Origin of the sequence: Ralstonia sp. PBBBR1 (assembly GCF_002256165.1) — a bacterium.
In the GTDB taxonomy this organism is placed as follows: domain Bacteria; phylum Pseudomonadota; class Gammaproteobacteria; order Burkholderiales; family Burkholderiaceae; genus Ralstonia; species Ralstonia thomasii.
In genome coordinates, this window is sequence record NZ_NKIL01000002.1 from 692,553 (window position 1) to 716,100 (window position 23,548).

At 63.6% G+C, this 23,548-nt stretch carries 22 protein-coding genes; 9 read left to right on the forward strand and 13 right to left on the reverse strand.

Annotated elements, in window-relative coordinates; genetic code table 11:
• The first annotated feature begins 581 nt into the window (after nucleotides 1–581).
• From CFE42_RS03315 to CFE42_RS03335, 5 genes are all read left to right on the forward strand, one after another.
• Nucleotides 582–3,617: an Rne/Rng family ribonuclease gene (locus CFE42_RS03315; protein WP_004635676.1), complete on the forward strand. Its 3,036-nt coding sequence runs from the start codon at nucleotides 582–584 to the stop codon at nucleotides 3,615–3,617.
• 183 nt (nucleotides 3,618–3,800) lie between these two features.
• Nucleotides 3,801–4,922 carry a GTP 3',8-cyclase MoaA gene (moaA, locus tag CFE42_RS03320; protein ID WP_004635677.1) on the forward strand — a complete coding sequence of 374 codons (1,122 nt, stop codon included), beginning with the start codon at nucleotides 3,801–3,803 and terminating at the stop codon, nucleotides 4,920–4,922.
• A gap of 20 nt (nucleotides 4,923–4,942) precedes the next feature.
• Nucleotides 4,943–5,557 (forward strand): molybdenum cofactor guanylyltransferase MobA, encoded by a 615-nt coding sequence (gene mobA, locus CFE42_RS03325; protein ID WP_004635678.1) that lies wholly within the window; start codon nucleotides 4,943–4,945, stop codon nucleotides 5,555–5,557.
• 32 nt (nucleotides 5,558–5,589) lie between these two features.
• On the forward strand, nucleotides 5,590–6,870 hold the full coding sequence (glp, locus tag CFE42_RS03330) for a gephyrin-like molybdotransferase Glp (RefSeq protein WP_004635679.1): 1,281 nt from the start codon (nucleotides 5,590–5,592) through the stop codon (nucleotides 6,868–6,870).
• A 151-nt stretch (nucleotides 6,871–7,021) separates the two neighbouring features.
• On the forward strand, nucleotides 7,022–7,300 hold the full coding sequence (locus tag CFE42_RS03335; protein WP_004635681.1) for a hypothetical protein: 279 nt from the start codon (nucleotides 7,022–7,024) through the stop codon (nucleotides 7,298–7,300).
• 75 nt (nucleotides 7,301–7,375) lie between these two features.
• Here the strand turns inward: CFE42_RS03335 and CFE42_RS03340 are convergent, their stop codons facing one another.
• The 5 genes from CFE42_RS03340 to pncB form a co-directional block, all read right to left on the reverse strand.
• Nucleotides 7,376–8,848: a DNA recombination protein RmuC gene (locus CFE42_RS03340; RefSeq protein WP_004635682.1), complete on the reverse strand. Its 1,473-nt coding sequence runs from the start codon at nucleotides 8,846–8,848 to the stop codon at nucleotides 7,376–7,378.
• Nucleotides 8,849–8,860: 12 nt separating this feature from the next.
• Nucleotides 8,861–9,862: a D-glycerate dehydrogenase gene (locus CFE42_RS03345; protein ID WP_004635683.1), complete on the reverse strand. Its 1,002-nt coding sequence runs from the start codon at nucleotides 9,860–9,862 to the stop codon at nucleotides 8,861–8,863.
• A gap of 19 nt (nucleotides 9,863–9,881) precedes the next feature.
• Nucleotides 9,882–11,291: a sodium:proton antiporter gene (locus CFE42_RS03350; protein WP_004635687.1), complete on the reverse strand. Its 1,410-nt coding sequence runs from the start codon at nucleotides 11,289–11,291 to the stop codon at nucleotides 9,882–9,884.
• 139 nt (nucleotides 11,292–11,430) lie between these two features.
• Nucleotides 11,431–12,150 carry a lactate utilization protein C gene (locus CFE42_RS03355; RefSeq protein WP_004635690.1) on the reverse strand — a complete coding sequence of 240 codons (720 nt, stop codon included), beginning with the start codon at nucleotides 12,148–12,150 and terminating at the stop codon, nucleotides 11,431–11,433.
• A gap of 89 nt (nucleotides 12,151–12,239) precedes the next feature.
• Nucleotides 12,240–13,409, reverse strand: coding sequence for a nicotinate phosphoribosyltransferase (gene pncB, locus CFE42_RS03360; RefSeq protein WP_004635691.1), 1,170 nt, complete (start codon nucleotides 13,407–13,409; stop codon nucleotides 12,240–12,242).
• Between the two features lie 180 nt (nucleotides 13,410–13,589).
• Here pncB and prfB point away from each other — a divergent pair.
• From prfB to CFE42_RS03380, 4 genes are all read left to right on the forward strand, one after another.
• Nucleotides 13,590–14,694, forward strand: a protein-coding gene (gene prfB, locus CFE42_RS03365) for a peptide chain release factor 2 (protein WP_012435212.1) whose coding sequence is annotated in 2 segments (ribosomal slippage) — nucleotides 13,590–13,670 and nucleotides 13,672–14,694 — 1,104 coding nt in all. Because the reading frame shifts where the segments join, the coding sequence is not laid out codon by codon here.
• A 25-nt stretch (nucleotides 14,695–14,719) separates the two neighbouring features.
• A complete protein-coding gene (locus CFE42_RS03370) occupies nucleotides 14,720–15,460 on the forward strand; it encodes an SDR family oxidoreductase (RefSeq protein ID WP_004635694.1) in 741 nt (246 codons plus the stop codon).
• A gap of 24 nt (nucleotides 15,461–15,484) precedes the next feature.
• Entirely contained in the window at nucleotides 15,485–17,029 is a 1,545-nt protein-coding gene (gene lysS, locus CFE42_RS03375) for a lysine--tRNA ligase (RefSeq protein ID WP_004635696.1), read from the forward strand.
• A gap of 261 nt (nucleotides 17,030–17,290) precedes the next feature.
• A complete protein-coding gene (locus tag CFE42_RS03380) occupies nucleotides 17,291–18,034 on the forward strand; it encodes a glycine zipper 2TM domain-containing protein (protein ID WP_004635698.1) in 744 nt (247 codons plus the stop codon).
• Between the two features lie 79 nt (nucleotides 18,035–18,113).
• Here the strand turns inward: CFE42_RS03380 and iscX are convergent, their stop codons facing one another.
• The 8 genes from iscX to CFE42_RS03420 form a co-directional block, all read right to left on the reverse strand.
• Nucleotides 18,114–18,308 carry a Fe-S cluster assembly protein IscX gene (iscX, locus tag CFE42_RS03385; protein ID WP_004635700.1) on the reverse strand — a complete coding sequence of 65 codons (195 nt, stop codon included), beginning with the start codon at nucleotides 18,306–18,308 and terminating at the stop codon, nucleotides 18,114–18,116.
• Nucleotides 18,309–18,339: 31 nt separating this feature from the next.
• The gene (gene fdx / locus CFE42_RS03390) at nucleotides 18,340–18,678 is read right to left on the reverse strand and encodes an ISC system 2Fe-2S type ferredoxin (RefSeq protein ID WP_004635701.1); all 339 of its coding nucleotides are present in this window, start codon (nucleotides 18,676–18,678) and stop codon (nucleotides 18,340–18,342) included.
• Nucleotides 18,679–18,725: 47 nt separating this feature from the next.
• Nucleotides 18,726–20,591: a Fe-S protein assembly chaperone HscA gene (hscA, locus tag CFE42_RS03395; protein ID WP_004635703.1), complete on the reverse strand. Its 1,866-nt coding sequence runs from the start codon at nucleotides 20,589–20,591 to the stop codon at nucleotides 18,726–18,728.
• A gap of 68 nt (nucleotides 20,592–20,659) precedes the next feature.
• Complete coding sequence (hscB, locus tag CFE42_RS03400) at nucleotides 20,660–21,199, reverse strand: Fe-S protein assembly co-chaperone HscB (protein WP_004635705.1); 540 nt, start codon at nucleotides 21,197–21,199, stop codon at nucleotides 20,660–20,662.
• Nucleotides 21,200–21,243: 44 nt separating this feature from the next.
• Nucleotides 21,244–21,444 (reverse strand): DUF3565 domain-containing protein, encoded by a 201-nt coding sequence (locus tag CFE42_RS03405; RefSeq protein ID WP_037044924.1) that lies wholly within the window; start codon nucleotides 21,442–21,444, stop codon nucleotides 21,244–21,246.
• Between the two features lie 10 nt (nucleotides 21,445–21,454).
• Nucleotides 21,455–21,775, reverse strand: coding sequence for an iron-sulfur cluster assembly protein IscA (gene iscA, locus CFE42_RS03410; RefSeq protein ID WP_004635708.1), 321 nt, complete (start codon nucleotides 21,773–21,775; stop codon nucleotides 21,455–21,457).
• Nucleotides 21,776–21,801: 26 nt separating this feature from the next.
• Complete coding sequence (gene iscU / locus CFE42_RS03415) at nucleotides 21,802–22,203, reverse strand: Fe-S cluster assembly scaffold IscU (protein WP_004635709.1); 402 nt, start codon at nucleotides 22,201–22,203, stop codon at nucleotides 21,802–21,804.
• Nucleotides 22,204–22,262: 59 nt separating this feature from the next.
• The gene (locus CFE42_RS03420; protein WP_004635713.1) at nucleotides 22,263–23,480 is read right to left on the reverse strand and encodes an IscS subfamily cysteine desulfurase; all 1,218 of its coding nucleotides are present in this window, start codon (nucleotides 23,478–23,480) and stop codon (nucleotides 22,263–22,265) included.
• Nucleotides 23,481–23,548: the final 68 nt, after the last annotated feature.

Sequence of the window (23,548 nt, forward strand, 5' to 3'; positions counted from 1 at the left end):
CGAAAGCAGCACGCACCGCTGTCCCATCGCGCAAGACGTGAACCAAAGATCACGTCGGCAACATCGGCCAGCGTAGAACGAGCAGCTGGTAGAACAGAATTCAAAGGCGGGCGCCACATGGTCATCCATACGGCGCCCGCTTGGTGAAAGAAGCCCTTGCCGCACCAGACTGGTGCCGGCCGGCTGAACATCCGGTTACCGCGTTGCCATGGCGGTCCGGCGGCAAAACTCTAAAAAGCAGCACGCCGCCCGATTTGCCCCGCCGCGGGTTTCGTCCGGAAAGGCCGTCCGTCAATTCGCTCTTTGTGGTCGCTTCACGCGACTCGCCGCCGCCGGCCCACCTGCAAATGCATCTGGCCCGTGGCACGAGTGACAGGACGCGCAACTGGACGCCAACGGCGTCCGCGGACTCCGCCCTGCCATCCATGATGACGCGTGGAATGCCCTCATTTCTTTCGCCCGTGCCCCGTCGCGCCTTCCTTGTTTTGTTGGCCGACACCTCGGCAATTCGTTGACCACCCGCTCCGCCTTTGCGTGCTCCATGAAGCGCCGTGCTTGCACGGCATTGGAGTGAGGTTGCAATGAAACGCATGTTGTTCAATGCGACGCAGCAAGAAGAATTGCGCGTCGCCATTGTCGATGGTCAGAAACTGATCGACATCGACATCGAAACCGCCGGGCGCGAGCAGCGCAAAGGCAATATCTACAAGGGTGTCATCACCCGCATCGAACCGTCGCTGGAAGCGTGCTTCGTCAACTACGGCGAAGAGCGGCACGGTTTTCTCCCCTTCAAGGAAGTCGCCCGCGCCTATTTCAAGGACGGTGTGGACGTGCGCGGCGCGCGCATCCAGGATGCCCTGTCTGAAGGCCAGGAGCTGATCGTCCAGGTTGAAAAGGAAGAACGCGGCAACAAGGGCGCAGCCCTGACCACGTTTATCTCGCTGGCTGGCCGCTACCTTGTGCTGATGCCGAACAACCCGCGCGGCGGCGGCGTGTCGCGCCGCATCGAGGGCGAGGACCGCCAGGAACTGCGCGAGACGATGGCGCAACTGGAAGTGCCGGACGGCATGAGCATCATCGCCCGCACCGCCGGCATTGGCCGCTCGGCCGAAGAGCTGCAGTGGGACTTGAACTACCTGATGCAGCTGTGGAAAGCCGTCGATGGTGCCGCCGTCGACAACAAGGCCCCGCTGCTGATCTATCTCGAATCCAGCCTGGTGATCCGCGCCATCCGCGATTACTTCCAGCCGGATATCGGCGAAATCCTGATCGATACGGACGACATCTACGATCAGGCCCGCGCCTTCATGAGCGTGGTGATGCCCGACAACATGAATCGGGTGAAGAAGTACCGCGACGACGTTCCCCTGTTCTCGCGCTTCCAGATCGAACACCAGATTGAATCGGCGTACTCGCGCATGGTCATGCTGCCCTCGGGCGGCGCCATTGTGATTGACCACACCGAGGCGCTCGTCGCCATTGACGTGAACTCGGCGCGCGCTACCAAGGGCGCCGATATCGAAGAAACCGCCGCGCGCACCAACCTTGAGGCTGCCGACGAAATCGCTCGCCAGCTCCGCCTGCGTGACCTCGGCGGCCTGATCGTGATCGACTTCATCGACATGGAGTCGAGCAAGGCGCAGAAGGATGTCGAAACCCGCCTGAAAGACGCGCTGCGTCACGACCGCGCCCGGGTGCAAATGGGCAAGATCAGCCGCTTCGGCCTGATGGAGCTGTCGCGCCAGCGCCTGCGTCCGTCGCTGTCGGAAGGCTCGCACGTCACTTGCCCACGCTGTAACGGCACGGGGCATATCCGCGATACCGAATCGTCCGCCCTGCAGGTGCTGCGCATCATCCAGGAAGAGGCGATGAAGGAAAACACCGCCGCGATCCACTGCCAGGTGCCAGTGGAAGTGGCTGCGTTCCTTCTCAACGAGAAGCGCCCGGACATCAACCTGATCGAGACGCGCTTCAAGGTCAACGTGCTGCTGATTCCGAACAAGCATCTGGAGACGCCGCACTACAAGCTGGAACGCCTGCGCCACGACGATCCGCGCCTGGACGACGACAAGGCCAGCTACAAGATGGCCGAAGAGGCCGCCAAGGAGCTGGAAGCCGACACCGCTTACAGCACCCGCAAGGAAACTGCCAAGCCGCGCCAGGAAGCTGCCGTCAAGGGCATCACGCCGGACCAACCGGCACCCGTGTCGGTGCCGCGCGCTGAGCGTCCGGTTCGTACTGAAGCCGCTCCGGCACCGCAAGCGCCGGCCCCGGCTCCGGTCCCTGCCCAAGGTGGTTTTGTCTCGTGGCTGAAATCGCTGTTTGGCGCCAAACCGGCCGAGCCGGTGGTGGCTGCGCCGGTCGAAACGCCGAAGCAACGTGCTGAAGAAGGCAACCGCCAAGGCCGCGGCAATCGCCAGGACCGTGGTGGCCGAGGCCAGCGTGGCGAACGTGGCGAGCGCCAAGGTCAAAGCCAGAACGGCCGCGATGGCAGCCGCCAGGGCCGTGAGCGCAACGAAGCCCGCGAAGGTCAGCAACAAGTCCAGCGTGACGGTCAACGTGACGGTCAGCGCGGCAACCGCGATCGCAACCGCCAGCCGGCCCAGGTCGAAGGCGCTGTCCGCGAGACGGCTGAAGCGCGCCAGCCGCAGCAAGGTCAGGAGGTTCGCACCGAGGGTCAGAACCAGGGCCAAGGCCGCCGGGAGCGCAACCAGGAACGTCGCGAGCGCCAACCGCGTGAAGGCCGAGAAGCCCGCGAAGGTCGTGAACCGCGCGAGCCGCGTGAAAACCGTGAGCCGCGCGAAAACCGTGGCGAGCGCGACGCACAAGCCAAGGAAGCCGCTTCCCTGGCTGCCGAAGGCCTGATCGACCAGACCGCCGCATCGCAAGTGCCGCAACCGCTGCTCGACACCGCTGCTCCGGTAGAAGGCATCGAGGGCGAAGGCGTGACGCCGGGCGCGGAAGTCAACGGTGAAGGCGAAGAGCGCCGTCGTCGTGGGCGCCGTGGCCGCAACCGCTATCGCCGTGACCGCGAGGGCGCGGAAGGCGTCCGTGCGGAAGGTGAAGGTGAAGGCGAAAACGAAGGCGCCGAAAGCGCAGACGAAGCCGTCGCCGACATGCATGCCGAGCCGGTGCTGCCCGCAACCGTGGCGGAACCTGTGCAGACGACGTCGTTTGCACCGGTTGAGAACCCGGCTCCGGTGGTGCAGGAACCGGTGCATGCTGCGGAAGCCGTGGCCCCTGTGTCGGCCCTGCCGCAAGTGCAACCGACGGAGCCCGCCCTTGCAGCCGCTATCGCAGCGCCCGCAGCGGAAGTCGAAGCGGAAGCGCCTCAAGAGGCCATCGTTACGGCATTTGCGGAAGTGCCGGCTCCGGTCAGCACGATCGCCAAGGCTTCGCCGCTGCCGATCGAGACGCTGCAGAGCGTGCTGGACAATGCCGGAATGACGTGGGTCCACACTGACAGTCAGAAGCTGCGCGCCTCGCAGGAAGAGGCTGCACGCACCGTTACGGCACCGCGTGTGCCGCGCGAGCGCAAACCGCTGCCGCCGGTCCAGCACGGCCCGATGGTTCTGGTCGAGACCCACCGTCCGGCGGGTGGCGCAGACCAGCAGTAAGCAGCACACCGGCGGGTAACCGCCGGGGCAAGTGCCTGGGGGCGGCTTCGGCCGCCCTTTTTCCTGTGCGCGATCTATCGAGTATGAAACCCCACCGCTCGCGCGGAACAAGGGCTGCGCTACACTCGAACCTGTATCGAGTGCAACACTCCCGCTTCGTGGATTGACGCACCGCACCACACCATGACCGAAACCGTCATCCCCCTCTACGATCTGCGTGATGGCCAGCACCATCGCGCCACGGTGCCCGCCGTGCCCAATGTGCTTGTCCCGGCAGAGGGCAGGCTGACGGACACGCGCGGCCGCCGGCTGCACGATCTGCGCGTCTCGGTGACAGACCGCTGCAACTTCCGCTGCGTCTACTGCATGCCGAAGGACGTGTTCGACAAGGATTACCGCTTCCTGCGGCATTCCGAGCTGCTGTCGTTCGAAGAGATCGAGCGCATGGCGCGGCTGTTTATCGAGCACGGCGTCGAAAAGATCCGCCTGACCGGCGGCGAGCCGCTGCTGCGCAAAGACATCGAACGTCTGGTCGAAATGCTCGCGCGCCTCACCACCGCCGAAGGCAAGCCGCTAGACCTCACGCTCACGACCAACGGCGCCCTGCTCGCTCGCAAGGCGCAATCGCTAAAAGATGCGGGCCTCACTCGCGTGACCGTCAGCCTCGACGGCATCGACGATGCGACTTTCCGCCGCATGAACGATGTCGATTTTGCGGTGGGCGAAGTGCTGCACGGCATTGAAGTCGCGCAGAACGCCGGACTGGCGCCGATCAAGGTCAACATGGTCGTCAAGAAAGGCGACAACGAAGACCAGATCGTGCCGATGGCGCGCCACTTCCGCGGCAGCGGCATCATCGTGCGCTTTATCGAATACATGGATGTGGGCACGACCAACCATTGGGACATGCGCTCCGTCGTGCCGTCGGCCGAGGTGATCAAGCGCCTTTCGCCCGAGTTTGCGCTCGAGCCGGTGTCGGCGAATTACAGCGGCGAAACGGCCGAGCGCTGGCGCTACGTCGACGGCGCTGGCGAGGTCGGCGTGATCTCGAGCGTGACCCAGGCGTTCTGCCACGATTGCACGCGCGCGCGGTTGTCGACCGAAGGCAAGCTGTATCTCTGCCTGTTCGCCACCGAAGGCTTCGACCTGCGCGCGTTATTGCGCGGCGGCGCGACCGATCTGGAACTCTCCAACGCGATCCGCACGGTCTGGCAAGGCCGCGCCGATCGCTACTCCGAATTGCGTGCCAGCGGCAAGGCCCAGCCAGCCGGCCGGCGCATCGAAATGTCCTACATCGGCGGCTGAATCCGCCAGCGTTCAACCACATGATTCCGACATCCGACATTACCGGCCTGATCCTGGCCGGCGGCCGGGGCAGCCGCATGGGCGGCGTTGACAAAGGCCTGCAGACGTTTCGCGGCGCGCCGATGGCGATGCACACGCTGATGCGCCTGTCACCCCAGGTGGGCCACATGCTGATCAACGCGAATCGCAACTTGGCCGCGTACGAGTCGTTTGGCGTGCCGGTGGTGGCGGATTCAGTGCCGGATTTTGCCGGCCCCTTGGCTGGCATCCTGGCCGGGCTGGAGCAATGCCAGACGCGCTACCTGCTGACTGCGCCTTGCGATTCGCCCTTCGTGCCGACCGACCTGGCCGCCAAGCTCTCGCAGGCAATGGAAGAAGCCAACGCGCGCATCGCCATGCCGGTGACGATGGAGCCGGATGCGCAAGGTCAACCGCGCCGGCAGGTGCAGCCAGTATTCTGTTTGATCGATGCGCTGCTGGCCGACGACCTGATCGTCTATCTGCAAGGCGGGGGCCGCAAGATCGAAACCTGGACGGCGCGCCACGCGACGGTGGACGTGTTGTTTGACGACAGCACCGCCTTCGCCAACATCAACACGCTGGAAGAACTGCACCAGCTGGCCGAGCGCCGCTAGAGCGCCAACGCCACCGATCCCTCATCGACGTCATGACCACCCTTGCCTCCGTCGTTTCGTGCCTGTCCGATTACGATCCGAACGCCCTGCCCGTCGCGCAAGCGCAAGCCATCATGCGCGACTTCGTGCAGCCCGTAAGCGGCGTTGCCCGCGTGCCCATCCGCAGCGCGCTCGATCGCGTGCTGGCCGAAGACGTGCTGTCGTCCATCGACGTGCCTTCGCACGACAACTCGGCGATGGACGGCTTTGCCTTTGCCAGTGCAGAACTTGCAGGCCATGCAGGCGAAATCTGCTTGCGCGTGATCGGCACGGCGTATGCCGGTATCGCCTTTGACGGCGTGCCCAGCGCAGGCGAAGCCGTGCGCGTGATGACCGGTGCCGTCATGCCGGCCGGCTGCGATACGGTCATCCCACAGGAATTCACGCAAGGCGAAGCCGACACCGTTCGCTTTGCCCGCGACGCCGTGCGCGCAGGCGACAACCGACGTCTGCGTGGAGAAGACCTCGCGCGAGGCAGCACCGCGCTGTCCGCAGGCCGAACGCTGCGCCCTGCCGATATCGGTTTGCTGGCCTCGCTCGGCATCGCCGAAGTGTCGGTGCGCCGCAAGCTGCGCGTGGCGTTCTTCTCGACCGGCGACGAGTTGCGCTCCATTGGCGAACCGCTTGACGCCGGCTGCGTGTACGACTCCAACCGCTACACGTTACACGGCATGCTTTCGCGCCTGGGTGTTGAACTGCTCGACATGGGCGTCGTGCGCGACGACCCGGCGGCGCTCGAAACCGCCTTCCGCACCGCCGCTGAAAACGCCGATGCGATCATCACTTCGGGTGGTGTCTCCGTCGGCGAAGCAGACTTCACCAAACAGATGATGGCCAAGCTGGGCGACGTAACGTTCTGGAAGATCGCCATGCGCCCGGGCCGGCCGATGGCGCTCGGGCGCATCGCGTCAAATGGCCGCAGCGCCTTCCTTTTTGGCTTGCCGGGCAACCCGGTGGCGGTGATGGTGACGTTCTATCACTTCGTGCGCGGTGCGCTGCTGCGCATGATGGGCGCCACCGACGCCGGCGCACCGTTGGTGCCGGCCGTGAGCGCCGCCCAGATCCGCAAGCGCCCGGGGCGCACGGAATATCAGCGCGCGATCGCTGCCCTGAATGATCGCGGCCAGCTCGAAGTCCGCTTGACCGGCCAGCAAGGATCGGGCGTCCTGCGTTCCATGAGCGAAGCAAATTGCTTCGTCGTGCTCGCCCACGAACAGGGCCAGGTCAACGCCGGCGACGCCGTGCAGGTACTGCTGTTCGACGGCCTCGTCTGAGCGGCGTGGCGGCAGCGGCTCTTGCGCTGGCTGCAACACCGCATGCTGTCGGTTTTTTGCGTCACCTCCGGGCTGCGGGTATCGGCGCATCGGTCGATTCGCTACACTCTGCGCCAGTTTGATTGTTTCGGATTTGAGCCTGAGCACTGCCATGATGACCAAGGAGATTGCGTATCTTCACCCGGCCCACACCGCACGCGCGCTGGTGCTGGTGTATCTCTGTTTCTCGCTGCCGGTCGTAGGGCTGTTCTTCTTCGTCGGCTTCGTCCGCTACGGTGAACTGCCGACGATTGTTGTGCTCAGCGGCCTGATCCTCAATGCTTTGGTTGGTTTTGGTGCCCTGTGGCTCGCTTGCCATGCCTACAACTGGGTCGCCGAGCGCTTCGGCGGCATCGAGATCCTGCTGCGCGACGTGCCGGAAGAAGCCTGATCGCTTCCGAGGTCCACGAAGAAGGGGCGGAATATCCGCCCCTTTTCTTTTGCTGACGGCCTAGTCGGACCAGCCTTAATCGACCTCGATTTCCTCGTCCGGCGGCACGGCGGACTCCAGCCCCAGCACGCTCTGCGCAGAATCGCTCGGCAACGCCTCCACTGCCTTGAGCTTACGATTCATCTGCCGCGTACGCACCTCGGCCTGCTCGATGTTGCTGACGGCGCGCTCCAGCGTTTTCTTTGTCGCGGCCAGCACGTCGCCGAACTTTCCGAACTCGCTCTTCACCGCGCCGAGCACTTGCCACACTTCGCTGGAGCGTTTTTCGAGCGCCAGCGTTCGGAAGCCCATCTGCAGGCTGTTGAGGATCGCGGTGAGCGTGGTCGGGCCCGCCACCGTCACGCGGAACTTGCGTTGCAGCTCGTCAGTCAGGCCCGGGCGGCGCAGCACTTCAGCGTAAAGACCTTCCGTCGGCAGGAACAGGATGGCGAAGTCGGTCGTGGCCGGCGGCGCGATGTACTTCTCGTGGATGGTCTGCGCCTCCTTGCGCACCGCGACTTCCAGCTCGCGGCTGGCGCTGGCAGCGGCTTCGGCATCGGCACGTTCCTGTGCGTCCAGCAGGCGTTCGTACTGCTCTTTCGGGAACTTGGCGTCGATCGGCAGCCAGACGGTGGCATCGTGATCGGCATCGGTCTTGCCAGGCAGGCGAATGGCGAATTCCACGCGTGCACCGGTACCGTGCACGGTCTCGACGTTCTTGCCGTACTGCTCGGGCGTGAGCATCTGCTCCAGCAGCATCTCCAGCTGGACTTCGCCCCAGGTGCCGCGCGTCTTCACGTTGGTCAGCACCTTCTTCAGGTCCCCCACGCCCTGGGCCAGCGCCTGCATTTCGCCCAGGCCGCGATGCACCTGCTCAAGCCGATCAGACACCAGCTTGAACGATTCGCCCAGGCGCTGTTCCAGTGTGGCGTGGAGCTTCTCGTCGACGGTGCGGCGCATCTCATCGAGCTTGGTCGCGTTGTTCGCCTCGATGTCCTTGAGCTTCTGCTCCAGCGTGGCACGCACCTCGGCCAGACGACGTTCGTTGCCCTCACCCAACTGGGCGAGCTGCTGCTGCATCGTCTCGCCAAAGCGGCGCAGCGCATTGCCCTGCTCTTCACGTGCCTGTTGGGCTTGCTGCTGCAAGTTCTGACGCACCGCTTCCAACTGCTGCGTGTTTGTTTCAGTCAGCTTGGTGAGCTGCTGCGCAAACGTGTCGATCTGGTTGTTCTGCAGCGTGGCGACGCTGGTGAGCTGCGTGGCCAGCACCTGCTGGAATTGCCCCAGTTGCTGCGTGACGTCGCTGCGGCCGATGCGGGCCGTCTCAGCGATTTCGCCGCGCAGTTCGCGCTCGATGCGCTCGTTGCCGCGTGTCAGTTCATCGCGCAGTGCCGAGAACATCGGCGACACATCGCTCTGCGCCGGGCGAGACACACCAAGCCAGATCAGCACACACAGCACGGCCACCACGGCCACGCCCAGCAACGTCAATAAAGCCAACCAGTCCATATTTGCGTTCGATCAGGAGGACGCGCGCTGCGCCAGCGCATCCGGGTTCAACAAGTTGGGCGGCTGCCCCGCGCGGGGGCCAAAGCCCAGCGCAGCGATCAGGTTGTCGGCTGCCAGGTTGGCCATGCCCAGGCGCGTGCCGAAAGTGGCACTGGCAATGTGCGGAGTGAGCGCAACGTGCTCGGCCTCCAGCAGCGCCGGATGCACCTTCGGCTCGCCCTCATACACGTCCAGGCCAGCCGCAAAGATGCGCTTGTCCGCCAGCGCCTGCGCCAACGCGGCATCATCCACGATGCCGCCACGCGCCAGGTTGACCAGCGTGGCGGTCGGCTTCATCTGTGCCAGCTCAGCTGCACCAATGGCGTGGTGGCTTTCCTTGGAATACGGCAGCACCAGCACGAGGTGATCAGCCTGCTTCAGCAAGTCGTCCTTGCTGACGTAAGTGGCGCGCGTGTCGCGCTCGACTTCGGGCGAAAGCCGGCTGCGGTTGTGATAGATCACGCGCATGGAGAAACCGCTCGCACGCCGCGCCAGCGCCTGGCCGATGCGGCCCATGCCGAGAACGCCCAGCGTGCTGCCATACACCTCTGCGCCGAGGAACGTATCGTAGGTCCAGCGCTTCCATTGCCCGGAACGCAGCCAGCGTTCGGATTCGGACACGCGGCGTGCAGCGGCCATCAGCAAGGCCCAGCCGAAATCGGCGGTGGTCTCGGTCAGGATGTCGGGCGTGTTAGTGGCCAGGATGCCCGCACGCGTCATCGCCGCGAGATCAAAGTTGTTATAGCCGACGGCCATGTTGCACACCGCTCGCAGCGTGGGCACGCGGCTGATCAGCTCGGCGTTGATGGTGTCGGCAGCGTTCGACAGCAGGCCCACGCGACCTTGCAGACGCTCCGCCAGCGCTTCGGGCGGATAGTCGACGTCCGCTTGGTTGTCGATCACGTCGAAGGTCTCGCGCAAGCGCTCAAGCACTTCAGGAAACATCGCGCGGGTGACAAGGATTCCGGGTTTCATACGTTCAGCACACGTTCGGTTAGCGGAAGAAGACGAAGGTCATCAGAACGAAAATCGGCAAGAGAATGCACACGGACCACAGCATGTAGCCAAAGAAGCTGGGCATCTGCAGGCCGCGGCTTTCGGCAATGGCCTTGACCATCAGGTTGGGCGCGTTGCCGATATAAGTGTTGGCACCCATGAACACGGCCGCGGCGGAAATCGCGCCCAGCGTGGAGGCGCCCTCGCTCATCAGCATGCGTGCGTCGCCACCGGCGGTGTTGAAGAACACCAGATATGTCGGCGCATTGTCGAGAAACGACGACAGCACCCCCGTCGCCCAGAAGTACATCACGTTGTTCGGCTGGCCCGCGCTGTCGTTGACGAGATGGACGATGCCCGCGAACGGGCCATCCACGCCGGCCTTGAGCATGGCAATCACCGGCCCGATCGTGATGAAGATGCCGGCAAACAGCTTGGCGACTTCCAGAATGGGCTCCCAGTTGAACTCGTTGCCGGCGCGCGCGCTTGCCGGGGTGAGCCACAACGAAAGCAGCGCGATGACGACCAGCCCGACGTCGCGTACCACGTTCTGCAGCATCACCTCGGTACCCATCACGTGGAAGATGATGCCGGGCTTCCACAGCCCGCTCATCAGCACGAGGCCGAGAATGCCCGCCAGCAGCACAAAGTTGACGTTGCCCTCGAAGCGCAGCGGGCCCGCATCATCCGGCGAGGCGTCGGTGATGTTGGGCAGTTCTTCCTTGCCCGTGTGATAGAAATAGCTGTCGATAACGAAGAAGATCGCCAGCAGCAGCACCCACATCGTCAACGTCTGGCGCCACAGATATTGCGCGGTCCAGAAGAAATCCACGCCCTGCAAGAAGCCGAGGAAGAGCGGCGGATCGCCCAGCGGCGTGAGCGCCCCGCCTGCATTGGCCACCAGAAAGATGAAGAACACGACAACGTGCGCCCGATGCCGGCGTGCCTCGTTGGCGCGCAGCAAAGGCCGGATCAGCAGCATCGCGGCGCCGGTCGTGCCCATGATGCTGGCCAGCGCCGTACCAAGCGCGATCAAGCCCGTGTTGAGCTTTGGCGTTCCATGCAGATTGCCGCGAATGCAGATACCGCCTGCAACAACGTACAAAGCGGCGATCAGCGCGATGAAGGGAATGTATTCAGCAAGGGCTGCGTGATTGACGGAAGCGATGGCCGCCTGCGAGCCAAACGCGATCCCGAACGGCACCAGAAGCACCAATGCCCAAGACGCTGCGATCTTGCCGTAATGGTCGTGCCATAGCTTGGGCATCATGAGCGGTGCAATGGCAATCGAGAGCAGGATGCCCGCAAACGGCACACCCCACAACAAGTGCAACTCAGCGCCGCTCACATCAGCAGCGCGCGCCAGGCCACAGACGAACAGGAAGACAAGGGGCCAAAGGCGTTTCACGTAGGCGTTCTCCTAAGCGTGGGCGCACACGGCAAACGCAGCCTCGCCACACGAACAAAGACGCCAGTGTAAACGCCCGAGGTCTGTCGCCCTGAACGTCCCCCGATGTTTGATGAGCGAATGAGCCCTGGACGCCGTCTCAGGCAGTCGACACCACGATCACATGCACCCGATACGGGCCATGTGCGCCGAGCACGATGGTCTGCTCGATATCCCCCGTGCGCGACGGCCCGCTGATGACGTTGGTGGCGCGTGGCAGCTCGCCTCGCTCCGCGCGCATCAGCGAATAGGCATCTTCCAGATTGGCGACGATGCGCGACTGCGGAACCACGGCGATATGCGTCTCGGGCAGCAGCGCCGTGGAAGCGACGTTCTCCGGCCCCGACAGCAGCATCAGCGAGCCCGTCTCAGCAATCGCGCAGAAGCAACCCGTAATGCCGACGAGATCGCCGTGCTCCTGATCGGCTTGCGCCTCGCGCACCGGCGGACGGAATTCGATGCCGATGCCGGCAGCGGCCCAGTCCAGCGATTCCAACGTAGTCCAGGCCACGGCCTGCGGCCGGAGGTTCAGCCCAGACAAGTAACGGGCCACCGCGCCCGGCACGTCGGACAGCGCCTCCACGGTATCCAGCGTGGAAGCCATCTTCAGCGCCTGCTCGGCAAAATGCGCGGCAAGGTTTTCCTGCACCGGCGGGCGCGGGCCGGCGGGGTGGCGCGCGAGGTAATCCGCCACGGCATCGCGCTCACCCTGCGTCGGTTGCGCGGGACGATGCTGCGCATTGCGGATGCGCGCAAAGATGGCGTCGCGTGCGCGGCTGGTGTCGAGCGGGTCGACGGGGGTGTCCGGTTGTGATTCCATGGCGGCTCCGAAAGATCGATCGATTATACGAGCCGCTTCCTGCACGATCCGCCCCCGCCGTTGAAACTTATTCGGCGTCGGCGTGAGCCTTATTGCACGCCAAATACCTGCTTCAGGTACGTGAGGTACGCTGGATCGTCGCACATCGTCTTCTCCGGCGCGTCCGACAGTTTGGCCACCGGCTGGCCATTGCAGCGGACCATCTTGATGACGATCTGCAGCGGCGTGTAGCCCAGGTCGTTTGTCAGATTGGTCCCCACGCCAAACGCCAGCTTGCAGCGGCCATGAAAGCGCTCATACAGGCCGATGACCTTGGGCATGTCGAGGCTGTCGGAGAAGATCAGCGCCTTGGACTTCGGCTCGGCGCGCATGTCGTCGTAATGCTTGAGCATGCGCTCGCCCCACTCGAACGGGTCGCCGGAATCATGGCGAACGCCGTCGAAGAGCTTGCAGAAGAACATGTCGAAATCGCGCAGGAAGGCGTCAAAGCCGTAGGTATCCGACAGCGCGATGCCGAGGTCGCCGCGATATTCCTTGGCCCAGGTTTCCAGCGCAAAGGTCTGGGAATCGCGCAGGCGCGGACCCAGCGCTTGGCAGGCCTGCAGGTATTCATGCGCCATGGTGCCCAGCGGCGTCATGCCGTGCTTCATGGCGAAGTAGACGTTGCTCGTGCCCGCGTACTGGGCGCCGAGTTGCGCATGCGTCTCCAGCAGCACATGCTCATGCCAGGTGTGCGAAAAACGGCGGCGGGTGCCGTAGTCGGCAATGCGGCAGTCTTCCAGGCCGGGGCGCTTCAGCGATGCCAGCTTGTCGGTCAGGCGGCGTTTGCCCTCCTCCCACTGCGGGTGCGTCTGCGTGCGGCTGAAGAACACCTCGTTGACGATGGCCAGAACGGGCACCTCGAACATGATCGTGTGCAGCCAAGGCCCCGCGATGACGATCTCGATCTGCCCATCGTTGCTCGGCGCCGGGCGCACTTCGATGTATTTCTCGTTGAGATGGAACAGGCCAAGAAAATCGACGAAATCGCTCTTGATGAAGCGCATGCCGCGCAGGTAATCAAGCTCCGGATCAGTAAAGCGCAGGGTGCAAAGGTGGCGGATCTCGGCGCGAATCTCTTCGATGAACGGCACCAGATCGACGCCCGCGTTGCGGCACTTGAAGCGGTATTCGACATTTGCACCGGGAAAGTGATGCAGCACCACCTGCATCATCGTGAATTTGTACAGATCGGTATCGAGCAGCGAGCGGATGATCATCGGACAGCGCCAAAAGCCATATGGTCTGGCCGCCATGCTAACCGAAGCCAGGCGGGACGCCTGTGGCAGTCACATAAATCCCGCCGCGCACCGCGGAAAATGGTCGTTTTGGGCTTCTACGCGGACGGAAAACCCCTTGATTCCGCTATAATTTCGGGTTTCCGACCGGATTTTTGCACCATGGAAGCAGAACGCCTCAATGCCATCCAGAACACGTTGGCCGACCTGAAGTCGCGCGCCGACGACCTTCGGAGGTATCTTTGACTACGACGTCAAATCTGAACGTCTAGTCGAAGTCGACAAGGAACTCGAAAACCCCGAGGTCTGGAACGATCCCAAACGCGCCCAGGAGCTGGGCCGCGAGAAGAAGTCGCTTGAAACCGTCGTGCTGGCGCTGACCAAACTTGACGAAGATCTCACCGGCGCCGCCGAACTGTTCGAGCTCGCCCGCGAAGAGGGCGACGACGAGACCATCGAAGCCATCGAGGCTGACACCGCAGGCATGCGCGCCATCGTCGAAGACATGGAATTCCGCCGCATGTTCTCCGGCCCGATGGACGCCGCCAACTGCTTTATTGACATCCAGGCCGGCGCCGGCGGCACCGAGGCGTGCGACTGGGCATCGATGCTGCTGCGCCAGTACCTGAAGTACTGCGAGCGCAAGGGCTTCAAGACCGAAGTCCTGGAAGAATCCGAAGGCGACGTGGCCGGCATCAAGAGCGCGTCGATCAAGGTCGAGGGCGAATACGCGTTTGGCTTTCTGCGCACCGAAACCGGCGTGCACCGTCTGGTGCGCAAATCGCCGTTCGACTCGGCGGGTGGCCGCCACACGTCGTTCTCGTCGATCTTCGTGTATCCGGAAGTCGATGATTCGATCGAGATCGAGGTCAACCCTGCGGATCTGCGCGTTGATACGTACCGTGCTTCCGGTGCGGGCGGTCAGCACATCAACAAGACCGACTCGGCCGTGCGGATTACGCACATCCCGACCGGCATCGTCGTGCAGTGCCAGAACGACCGCTCGCAGCACCGCAACCGTGCCGAGGCGATGACGATGCTGAAGTCGCGCCTGTATGAGCACGAACTGCGCAAGCGTCAGGCCGCTGCAGACGCACAAGAAGCCGCCAAGACCGACGTGGGCTGGGGCCATCAGATCCGCTCGTACGTGCTGGACCAGAGCCGTATCAAGGATCTGCGCACCAACGTGGAAATCTCCAACACGCAGAAGGTGCTGGACGGCGATCTGGACCCGTTTATTCAGGCGAGCCTGAAGCAGGGCGTCTGATCCGAGCCAAACCAGAGCGACTGCCATGTCTGACACGTCCCTGTTCATCCTGACCGGTGCCTCGCGCGGCCTGGGCGCCGCGCTGGCCCAGGCGCTGATGCAACCCGGTCGCCGCCTCATCTGCGTCGCACGCGGCGATAACGCCGAATTGCGCGCGCAGGCGGCAGCCGCCGGTGTGACGCTCGACTGGCACCAGGTCGACCTGTCCGACGCGCATGCCGCCGAGGCTTGGATGACCAAGACGCTTGCCGCCCTGCCCGCTTTTGCCAACGTGACGCTGGTGCTCAACGCCGGCGCGGTCGAGCCGATCGGCACCATCGACACATTGCGCGCCGATACGCTGCTGCCGCACCTGCAACTGAACCTGGCCGGCCCGATGGCGCTGACCGCTGCCCTGCTGCGCGGCACCTCCGGGTGGAACGCGCAGCGCCGCGTGCTGGCGATCTCGTCGGGCGCTGCGCGCCGGCCGATCGCCGGCTGGGCGGCGTATTGCACCGGCAAGGCCGGGCTGGACATGTTCGTGCGCGCCATCAATGCCGATGGCGACGCGAGCGTGCGCGCCGTGGCACTCGCCCCCGGCGTGATCGACACCGACATGCAACGCACCATCCGTGGCGCCGACTTTGCCGGCGTGCAGCGCTTCCGCGATCTGCACGCGCATGGCGAGTTGGTCTCGCCGCAAGTCGCCGCCACGCGCATCGCCGCCTACCTCGTCCGCCCCGACTTTGGCGCGACCGAGCTGGATGACCTGCGCAACATCGCCTGAACCGACATTCCTCTCATCACCATCATGACCGAACAGAACAACCCGGCCGAATCGAACACCGCGGCCGCCGTGCCGGCGCAGGACGACAACAAGATCATCGCCGAGCGCCGCGAGAAGCTGGCAGAGATCCGCCAGCAAGGCGTCGCGTTTCCCAACGATTTCCGCCCGACGCACCATGCCGGTGATCTGCAAGCCAAGTACCGCGAGCTGGAGCAGGCCGCACTGGAAGCCGAAACGGTGCAGGTGGCCATTGCCGGTCGCATGATGCTCAAGCGCGTGATGGGCAAGGCCAGCTTTGCCACCGTGCAGGACGCCACCGACCGCATCCAGTTCTACATCAGCCGCGACGCCGTGGGCGAAGACGTCTACACCAGCTTCAAGAAATGGGACTTGGGCGACATCGTGGCGGCGCGCGGCACGCTGATGAAGACGAAGACCGGCGAACTGTCGGTGGCTGTGACGGAGCTGCGCCTGCTCTCGAAGAGCCTGCGTCCGCTGCCGGGCGACTACTACGGCCTGGCTGACCAGGAGCAGAAGTACCGCCAGCGCTACGTCGATCTGATCGTCTCGAAGGAAACGCGCGACACATTCCGCGCCCGGACCAAGGCCATGGCCTCGCTGCGCAACTTCATGGCCGGCAACGGTTTCATGGAAGTCGAAACGCCGATGCTGCACCCCATTCCGGGCGGCGCGGCGGCCAAGCCGTTCATCACGCATCACAACGCATTGGACATGCAGATGTTCCTGCGCATCGCGCCGGAGCTGTATCTCAAGCGACTGATCGTCGGCGGCTTCGAGCGCGTGTACGAGATCAACCGCAACTTCCGTAACGAGGGCGTGTCGCCGCGACACAACCCCGAGTTCACGATGATGGAGTTCTACGCGGCCTACACGGACTACCGCTGGCTGATGGACTTCACCGAGCAGTTGATCCGCCAGGCTGCCATTGACGCTTCTGGCACCGCCACGCTGACCTACCAGGGCCGCGAGCTGGATCTTGCCAAGCCGTTCCATCGCCTGACCATCTGCCAAGCGATCCAGAAGTACGCGCCGCAATACACGGACGCCCAACTGGCTGACGTCGACTTCCTGCGCGCCGAGCTGAAGAAGTTCAAGATCGACACCAATGCGCCGCAATTCCTGAACGCCGGCGTGGGTACGCTGCAGCTCGTGCTGTTTGAAGAGACGGCCGAGTCGCAACTGTGGGAGCCGACCTTCATCATCGACTACCCGGTCGAAGTGTCGCCGCTGGCACGTGGCTCCGACACGCTGCCGGGCATCACCGAGCGCTTCGAGTTGTTCATCACCGGCCGCGAAATCGCCAACGGTTTCTCCGAGCTGAATGATCCTGAAGACCAGGCCGAGCGCTTCCGCAAGCAGGTCGAGCAAAAGGACGCTGGCGACGAAGAAGCCATGTTCTACGACGCCGACTATATCCGCGCGTTGGAATACGGCATGCCCCCGACCGGCGGCTGCGGCATCGGCATCGACCGTCTGGTGATGCTGCTCACCGACAGCCCGAACATCCGCGACGTGATCCTCTTCCCGCACCTGCGCCGCGAAGACTGATCGGGCGCGATCGATCGCCTTGGAAAGAACGCCCCTTCGGGGGCGTTTTTTGTTGCGTGCGTGGCCGCAAATCACGCGCCCACCCCGCTATTTGTAACAATGCCCGGTTTTTACAAAGTGGGACAAACTTCGCCAAGCACTTGATTTTTAAGCGAAAAATTGGAGTACAGATGCTTACAAATTAAAACGGCATCCGTTTGGGCGATGGACCACACTGTGATCATCAAAACGCCGAACCGATCACGGCGCAGGAGAGCGATGATGAACAACAACGTCCAATCGAACCAAGGTCAACAATACGGCGGCACGTCGCCGGGGCAAGTGCCTCCGTCTTCGCGCCGCATGCATCCGCTGATGACGACGGCCGCTGTGGCCGTTATCATCGCCAGCCTGACGGCGGTGGCCGCCATTACCGGTGTGCTGCCGACCTCGAAGGCTACACAGGGCAGCACTGACCCCAACGTTGCCGCGCAATCGGCAGCGGCCGTGGCGGGCGCTTCAGCCCCGATGGCACTGGCTGCGCCAGGCCAGACCACGCAACCGAATCAGGCCGCTCCATATCCGGCCCAGAATGTGGCGCCCGCTCTGACGCGAGCCCGCGAGCCGTCGTACGCTGAACGCGCACCCTCGACCAGCCCGAGCTATGCGCAAACCCAGCCGCGCCAGTCGGCCAGCCCCTATGCCGGCCATGTGACTTCAGTCACGCCGATCACCACGCAAGGCAAGGAAACCGGCCTCGGCATGATCGGTGGCGCCGTGGTGGGTGGGCTGCTGGGTAACCAGATTGGCCGCGGCAATGGCCGTACGCTGGCTACGGTCGGCGGCGCGGTGGCAGGCGGTTATGGCGGCCACGTGGCGGAGAACTACTACAGCCGCGACACCCAATACCGTGTGAACGTGCGCATGGACAACGGCACCAACCGCAGCTTCACGTACAAGGCTGCACCGGGCTTCCAGGCAGGCGAACGCGTGCATATCGAGAACGGTACGCTGGTGGCGGGGTAATCCGGCTTCGCCTTCGCCCCAAAAGAAAAACCGGCCTTCGGGCCGGTTTTTTCATGCATACGCGTTTGAGGCTGCGCGCTTATTCCGCTTCTTCGATCCAGGCTTGCTGGATGGCTTCCAGAAATTTTTCGCCGCCACGCTTGTGGTCGTCGTCAAAGCCTTCCAGCGTGACCACCTTGTTGTGCAGGTCGACGAAGTTCAGGCGCGTCGGATCGACGTCGGGGTACTTGTCATACAGCGCTTCTGCGATCTGCTGGATGTCGTTCCATTTCATGATGGGCTCCCTCCACCGCTGGCCACTCGGCTCAGTGGTTTTCCTTGGCGTGGTTGATCGTGTACTTCGGAATTTCGACGGTCAGGTCCGACTCCGCCACCTTGGCCTGACACGACAGGCGCGAGTTCGGCTCCAGGCCCCAGGCCTTGTCGAGCAGATCCTCTTCCTTCTCGGTCGCCTCATCCAGCGAATTGAAGCCCTCGCGCACGATCACGTGGCAGGTCGTGCAGGCACACGACTTCTCGCATGCATGCTCGATCTCAATGTCGGCGCCCAACAGTGCATCGCAGATGGTCGTGCCGGGCTTGGCTTCGATCACGGCCCCTTCCGGGCAGTATTCGACGTGAGGAAGGACGACGATGTGTGGCATGAAGAAACTCGTTCGATAAATGTGTTTTGGGGGGATCCGATCGGCGATCAGCCGAGTTCCTCGATACGTTTGCCGGCGAGCGCCTTGCGAATGCCGCGGTCCATGCGGCGCGCGGCGAATTCGTCGGTGCCATGCGACAGGGCATCCACGGCGTTCTTGATGGCGCGATGGTCTTCGCCCTGCATGGTGGTGCGCAGCGCGGCAATTTCGGTGTCGATGGCGGCACGCTCCTCGGGCGACAGCAGATCGCCATCGGCCGCCAGCGCCTGTGACAGCGCCTCAAGCAGGCGTTCGCCTTCAACGCGCTCTTCGGCCAGCGCTCGACGGCGCATGTCGTCTTCGGCGGATTGGAAACCTTCCTGCAACATGCGGGCGACATCGTCATCGCCCAGACCGTACGACGGCTTCACCGCAATCGACGCTTCCACGCCCGACACCGTTTCGCGTGCGGACACCGATAGCAAGCCATCGGCATCCACCTGATACGTCACGCGGATGCGTGCGGCGCCAGCCACCATCGGCGGGATGCCGCGCAACTCGAAACGCGCCAAGGATCGACAATCGCTCGCCAGTTCGCGCTCGCCTTGCAGGACGTGGATCGCCATCGCCGTCTGGCCGTCCTTGAAGGTGGTGAATTCCTGGGCGCGTGCGACGGGAATCGTGCTGTTGCGCGGGATGATCTTCTCGACCAGGCCACCCATCGTCTCGACGCCCAGCGACAGCGGGATCACGTCGAGCAGCAGCCAGTCTTCACCCGGTGCCCGGTTACCGGCCAACAGGTTGGCCTGCATGGCCGCGCCAATGGCGACCACCTGATCCGGATCGAGGTTCGTGAGCGGCGTCTGACCGAACAGCTGACCCACGGCACGGCGGATGATCGGCATGCGCGTCGCGCCGCCTACGAGCACCACGCCCTTTACGTCTTCCACCGTCACGCCTGCATCGCGCAGCGCACGGCGCACGGGCGACAGCGTCTTCTGCACGAGAGTGGCGGTCAGTTCGGCAAAGGTCTCAGCGGTCAGCACGAGGTGCACGGTCTCGCCGGTGGAGAGCATCGCGTCAATCTCGGTGCTGTCAGCGGTGGAGAGCCATTCCTTGGCGGCGCGCGCCTTGTTCAGCAGCAGGCGCGTGTCTTCGGCCGAGAGCGGTTGCAGGCCGGCTTGCTCGACGATCCAGCACACAACGCGCTGGTCGAAATCGTCACCGCCGAGCGCGGAGTCGCCGCCCGTCGACATCACCTCGAACACGCCCTTGGTGAGCTTGAGCACAGAGATGTCGAACGTACCGCCACCCAGGTCGTAGACCGCGTAGATGCCTTCGGAGCCGTTGTCCAGGCCATAGGCGATGGCAGCTGCGGTCGGCTCGTTCAGCAGGCGCAGCACGTTCAGGCCCGCCAGCTTGGCGGCGTCCTTGGTGGCTTGCCGCTGTGCGTCGTCAAAGTACGCAGGGACAGTGATGACGGCGCCGACGAGTTCATCGCCGAGCGTATCTTCCGCGCGCTGGCGCAGCGTGGCCAGGATCTCCGCCGACACTTCCACCGGGCTCTTCACGCCGGCCACGGTCTTCAACTGCACCATGCCGGGCGCGTCGACAAAGTCGTACGGCGTGTTCTCGATGTGGGCAACATCCTTCAGGCCACGCCCCATGAAACGCTTGACCGAGATGATGGTGTTCTTCGGGTCGCGCACGGCTTCGGCCTGGGCCTTGTAGCCGATATGCGCACCGCCTGTGGGCAGGTAGCGCACCACGGAGGGCAACAGGGGGCGCCCCTGATCGTCGGGCAGCACTTCCGGCACGCTGCTGCGCACGGAGGCCACCAGCGAGTTGGTCGTGCCCAGGTCGATGCCGACCGCCAGACGGCGCTGGTGCGGTGCGGGTGATTCGCCAGGTTCGGAAATCTGCAGTAAAGCCATGGGGATGTCTCGATTGCGCGGATGGGCTGCCTGCCGGGGCAACCCAACATTGTCGCAAATTCTGGGTTCTAGTCTTCCAGCCGGTCGATGGCCTCGGCGGTGTCGCGTTCGATCTTTTCGATGAACATCAATTGGCGCACGGCATCGGCTGCTGCTGCGGTGTTGCCATCGCTATTGAGCAGACCGGACAGCGCCTGATAGCGCGTGCGTTTTTCCTTGCGCAGCATGCCAAGCAAATCATCCAGCGCATCGACGTTGCGCTCCGCCTTGGCGTCGCCCAAGGCTTCGCGCCATTCCATTTGCTGCATCAGAAACGCGGGCGGCATGGCCGTGTTGTTCTCTGCCTGCACGTCGATACCGCGCAGGTGCAGCAGATACGTCGCCCGTTTGAGCGGGTCACGCAGCGTCTGATACGCCTCGTTCGCACGTGTGGCCCACTGCATGGCGACGCGGCGTTCGGCATCGCCCGCATGGGCATAACGATCCGGATGCGCCTGCGACTGCACGGTGCGATACGCAGCGTTCAGCGCGTCGTCGTCGACCTCGAAGTGCTCGGGCAGACCGAAGAGAGAAAAATGCGTCGTGTTCGCTGACAAGCCGGAATTCATGAATAAAAAAAGCGGCTGCGCCGCCTAGTGTTCCTTCGTGTTTCTTATTCGACCGGCTCACCCCGATCGCACTTCAGGCACTCGACCGCCACGCCCATCTTGCTGGCGCGCCCGGCTTCGGTTTCAGTCCTGGGGCGCAACTGCCAAGGCGGATCGTGGCGCATATGCTGCCCATGTCCGCAAGCGAGACGGGCGACCCAATGGCCCTCCTCGTCCCGCTCGAAACCGACAATCGGCTGCTTCAATGTGCCCCGCTCACACGCGGAACGATTCACCGCAGCCGCACTCGTCCTTCACGTTTGGATTATTGAAGCGGAACCCTTCGTTCAGCCCCTCGCGTGCGTAGTCCAACTCAGTGCCGTCGATGTACGGCAGGCTCTTCGGATCGACGATCACCTTGACGCCGTTGGATTCGAAGACCTGGTCTTCGGTGGCAATCTCATCTGCATATTCGAGCTTGTAGGCCAGGCCCGAACAGCCCGTGGTCTTCACGCCCACGCGCAGGCCCACGCCCTTGCCACGGCGGGTCAGGTAGCGGGAAACGTGCTGCGCGGCCTTGTCGGTCAGGGTGATCATGCTGCGTCCTTTCTATCCAAACCGGCTCAAGCAGCCTTCTGCTCGGCCGAACCGTGCTTTTCCTTGTAGTCGGCCACGGCCGCCTTGATGGCGTCTTCGGCCAGGATCGAGCAGTGGATCTTCACCGGCGGCAGGGCCAGCTCTTCAGCGATGGCCGTGTTGCGGATTTCCAGCGCCTGATCCAGCGTCTTGCCCTTCACCCATTCCGTCACCAGCGACGACGAAGCGATGGCCGAACCGCAGCCGTAGGTCTTGAACTTGGCGTCTTCGATCACGCCCTGCTCGTTGACCTTGATCTGCAGCTTCATCACGTCGCCGCAAGCCGGCGCGCCGACCATGCCGGTGCCGACCGTGTCGTCGCCCTTCTCGAACGAACCGACGTTGCGCGGGTTTTCGTAATGGTCCAGAACTTGGTTGCTGTAAGACATTTCACACCTCTTTCAATCGTTGGCTGGCGCGGGGGCGCCGTTGTTCTCAAACGCCGCGCTCAGTGCGCCGCCCATTGAATGCTGTTCAGATCCACGCCGTCCTTATACATCTCCCACAGCGGAGACAGGTCGCGCAGCTTGCCGATCTTGCTCTTGAGCAGCTCGACCACGTAGTCGACTTCTTCTTCCGTCGTGAAGCGGCCCACCGTGAAGCGGATCGAGCTGTGCGCGAGTTCATCGTTGCGGCCCAGCGCACGCAGCACGTACGAAGGCTCCAGCGAGGCCGACGTGCAGGCCGACCCCGACGACACGGCGACGTCCTTGATCGCCATGATCAGCGACTCGCCTTCCACAAAGTTGAAGCTGATGTTCAGGTTGTGCGGCACACGGGCTTCCATGTCGCCGTTCACGTACACCTCTTCCATCGTGTTCAGGCCGCGATACAGGCGGTCGCGCAGCATGCGGATGCGCTCGTTCTCGGTCGCCATTTCTTCCTTGGCGATGCGGAAGGCCTCACCCATGCCGACGATCTGGTGCGTGGCCAGCGTACCCGAGCGCATGCCGCGCTCATGTCCACCGCCGTGCATCTGCGCTTCGATACGGATACGCGGCTTACGGCGCACGTACAGCGCGCCGATGCCCTTCGGCCCATACGTCTTGTGCGCCGAGAACGACATCAGGTCAACCTTCAGCTTCTGCAGGTCGATTTCCACCTTGCCCGTAGCCTGCGCGGCATCGACGTGAAAAATCACGCCTTTTTCGCGGCAGATTTCGCCGAGTTGCTCGATGTCCTGAATGACGCCGATTTCGTTGTTCACCATCATCACCGACGCAAGAATGGTGTCAGGGCGGATGGCTTGCTTGAAGACGTCGATATCGATCAGGCCGTTGTCCTTCACGTCCAGGTAGGTCACCTCGAAGCCCTGGCGCTCCAGCTCACGCGTCGTGTCCAGCACAGCCTTGTGCTCGGTCTTCACGGTGATGATGTGCTTGCCCTTGCTGCTGTAGAAGTTGGCAGCGCCCTTGATTGCCAGGTTGTCGGATTCGGTCGCGCCCGACGTCCAGACGATTTCGCGCGGGTCGGCATTCACCAGCGCGGCGACCTGCTCGCGTGCGGTCTCGACGGCCTTCTCGGCTTCCCAGCCAAAGGGGTGGCTGCGCGAAGCCGGATTACCGAAGCTCTCGCGCAGGTACGGAATCATCTTGTCGACCACGCGCGGGTCCACCGGCGTCGTCGCGGAATAGTCCATGTAGATGGGAAGTTGCGGGGTGCTCATATCTTGTCTGCCTTGTGTGGGGGGCGATGTTCTTGTGTGGACTGGCGTCGCGGCCAGTCTCACGCTAG

What these genes read in the sequence shown, in the direction of transcription:
- CFE42_RS03315 (WP_004635676.1), top strand. Translation starts at nt 582, where the DNA reads ATGAAACGCATGTTGTTCAATGCGACGCAGCAAGAAGAATTGCGCGTC.
- moaA (WP_004635677.1), top strand. Translation starts at nt 3,801, where the DNA reads ATGACCGAAACCGTCATCCCCCTCTACGATCTGCGTGATGGCCAGCAC.
- mobA (WP_004635678.1), top strand. Translation starts at nt 4,943, where the DNA reads ATGATTCCGACATCCGACATTACCGGCCTGATCCTGGCCGGCGGCCGG.
- glp (WP_004635679.1), top strand. Translation starts at nt 5,590, where the DNA reads ATGACCACCCTTGCCTCCGTCGTTTCGTGCCTGTCCGATTACGATCCG.
- CFE42_RS03335 (WP_004635681.1), top strand. Translation starts at nt 7,022, where the DNA reads ATGATGACCAAGGAGATTGCGTATCTTCACCCGGCCCACACCGCACGC.
- CFE42_RS03340 (WP_004635682.1), bottom strand. Translation starts at nt 8,848, where the DNA reads ATGGACTGGTTGGCTTTATTGACGTTGCTGGGCGTGGCCGTGGTGGCC.
- CFE42_RS03345 (WP_004635683.1), bottom strand. Translation starts at nt 9,862, where the DNA reads ATGAAACCCGGAATCCTTGTCACCCGCGCGATGTTTCCTGAAGTGCTT.
- CFE42_RS03355 (WP_004635690.1), bottom strand. Translation starts at nt 12,150, where the DNA reads ATGGAATCACAACCGGACACCCCCGTCGACCCGCTCGACACCAGCCGC.
- pncB (WP_004635691.1), bottom strand. Translation starts at nt 13,409, where the DNA reads ATGATCATCCGCTCGCTGCTCGATACCGATCTGTACAAATTCACGATG.
- CFE42_RS03370 (WP_004635694.1), top strand. Translation starts at nt 14,720, where the DNA reads ATGTCTGACACGTCCCTGTTCATCCTGACCGGTGCCTCGCGCGGCCTG.
- lysS (WP_004635696.1), top strand. Translation starts at nt 15,485, where the DNA reads ATGACCGAACAGAACAACCCGGCCGAATCGAACACCGCGGCCGCCGTG.
- CFE42_RS03380 (WP_004635698.1), top strand. Translation starts at nt 17,291, where the DNA reads ATGAACAACAACGTCCAATCGAACCAAGGTCAACAATACGGCGGCACG.
- iscX (WP_004635700.1), bottom strand. Translation starts at nt 18,308, where the DNA reads ATGAAATGGAACGACATCCAGCAGATCGCAGAAGCGCTGTATGACAAG.
- fdx (WP_004635701.1), bottom strand. Translation starts at nt 18,678, where the DNA reads ATGCCACACATCGTCGTCCTTCCTCACGTCGAATACTGCCCGGAAGGG.
- hscA (WP_004635703.1), bottom strand. Translation starts at nt 20,591, where the DNA reads ATGGCTTTACTGCAGATTTCCGAACCTGGCGAATCACCCGCACCGCAC.
- hscB (WP_004635705.1), bottom strand. Translation starts at nt 21,199, where the DNA reads ATGAATTCCGGCTTGTCAGCGAACACGACGCATTTTTCTCTCTTCGGT.
- iscA (WP_004635708.1), bottom strand. Translation starts at nt 21,775, where the DNA reads ATGATCACCCTGACCGACAAGGCCGCGCAGCACGTTTCCCGCTACCTG.
- iscU (WP_004635709.1), bottom strand. Translation starts at nt 22,203, where the DNA reads ATGTCTTACAGCAACCAAGTTCTGGACCATTACGAAAACCCGCGCAAC.
- CFE42_RS03420 (WP_004635713.1), bottom strand. Translation starts at nt 23,480, where the DNA reads ATGAGCACCCCGCAACTTCCCATCTACATGGACTATTCCGCGACGACG.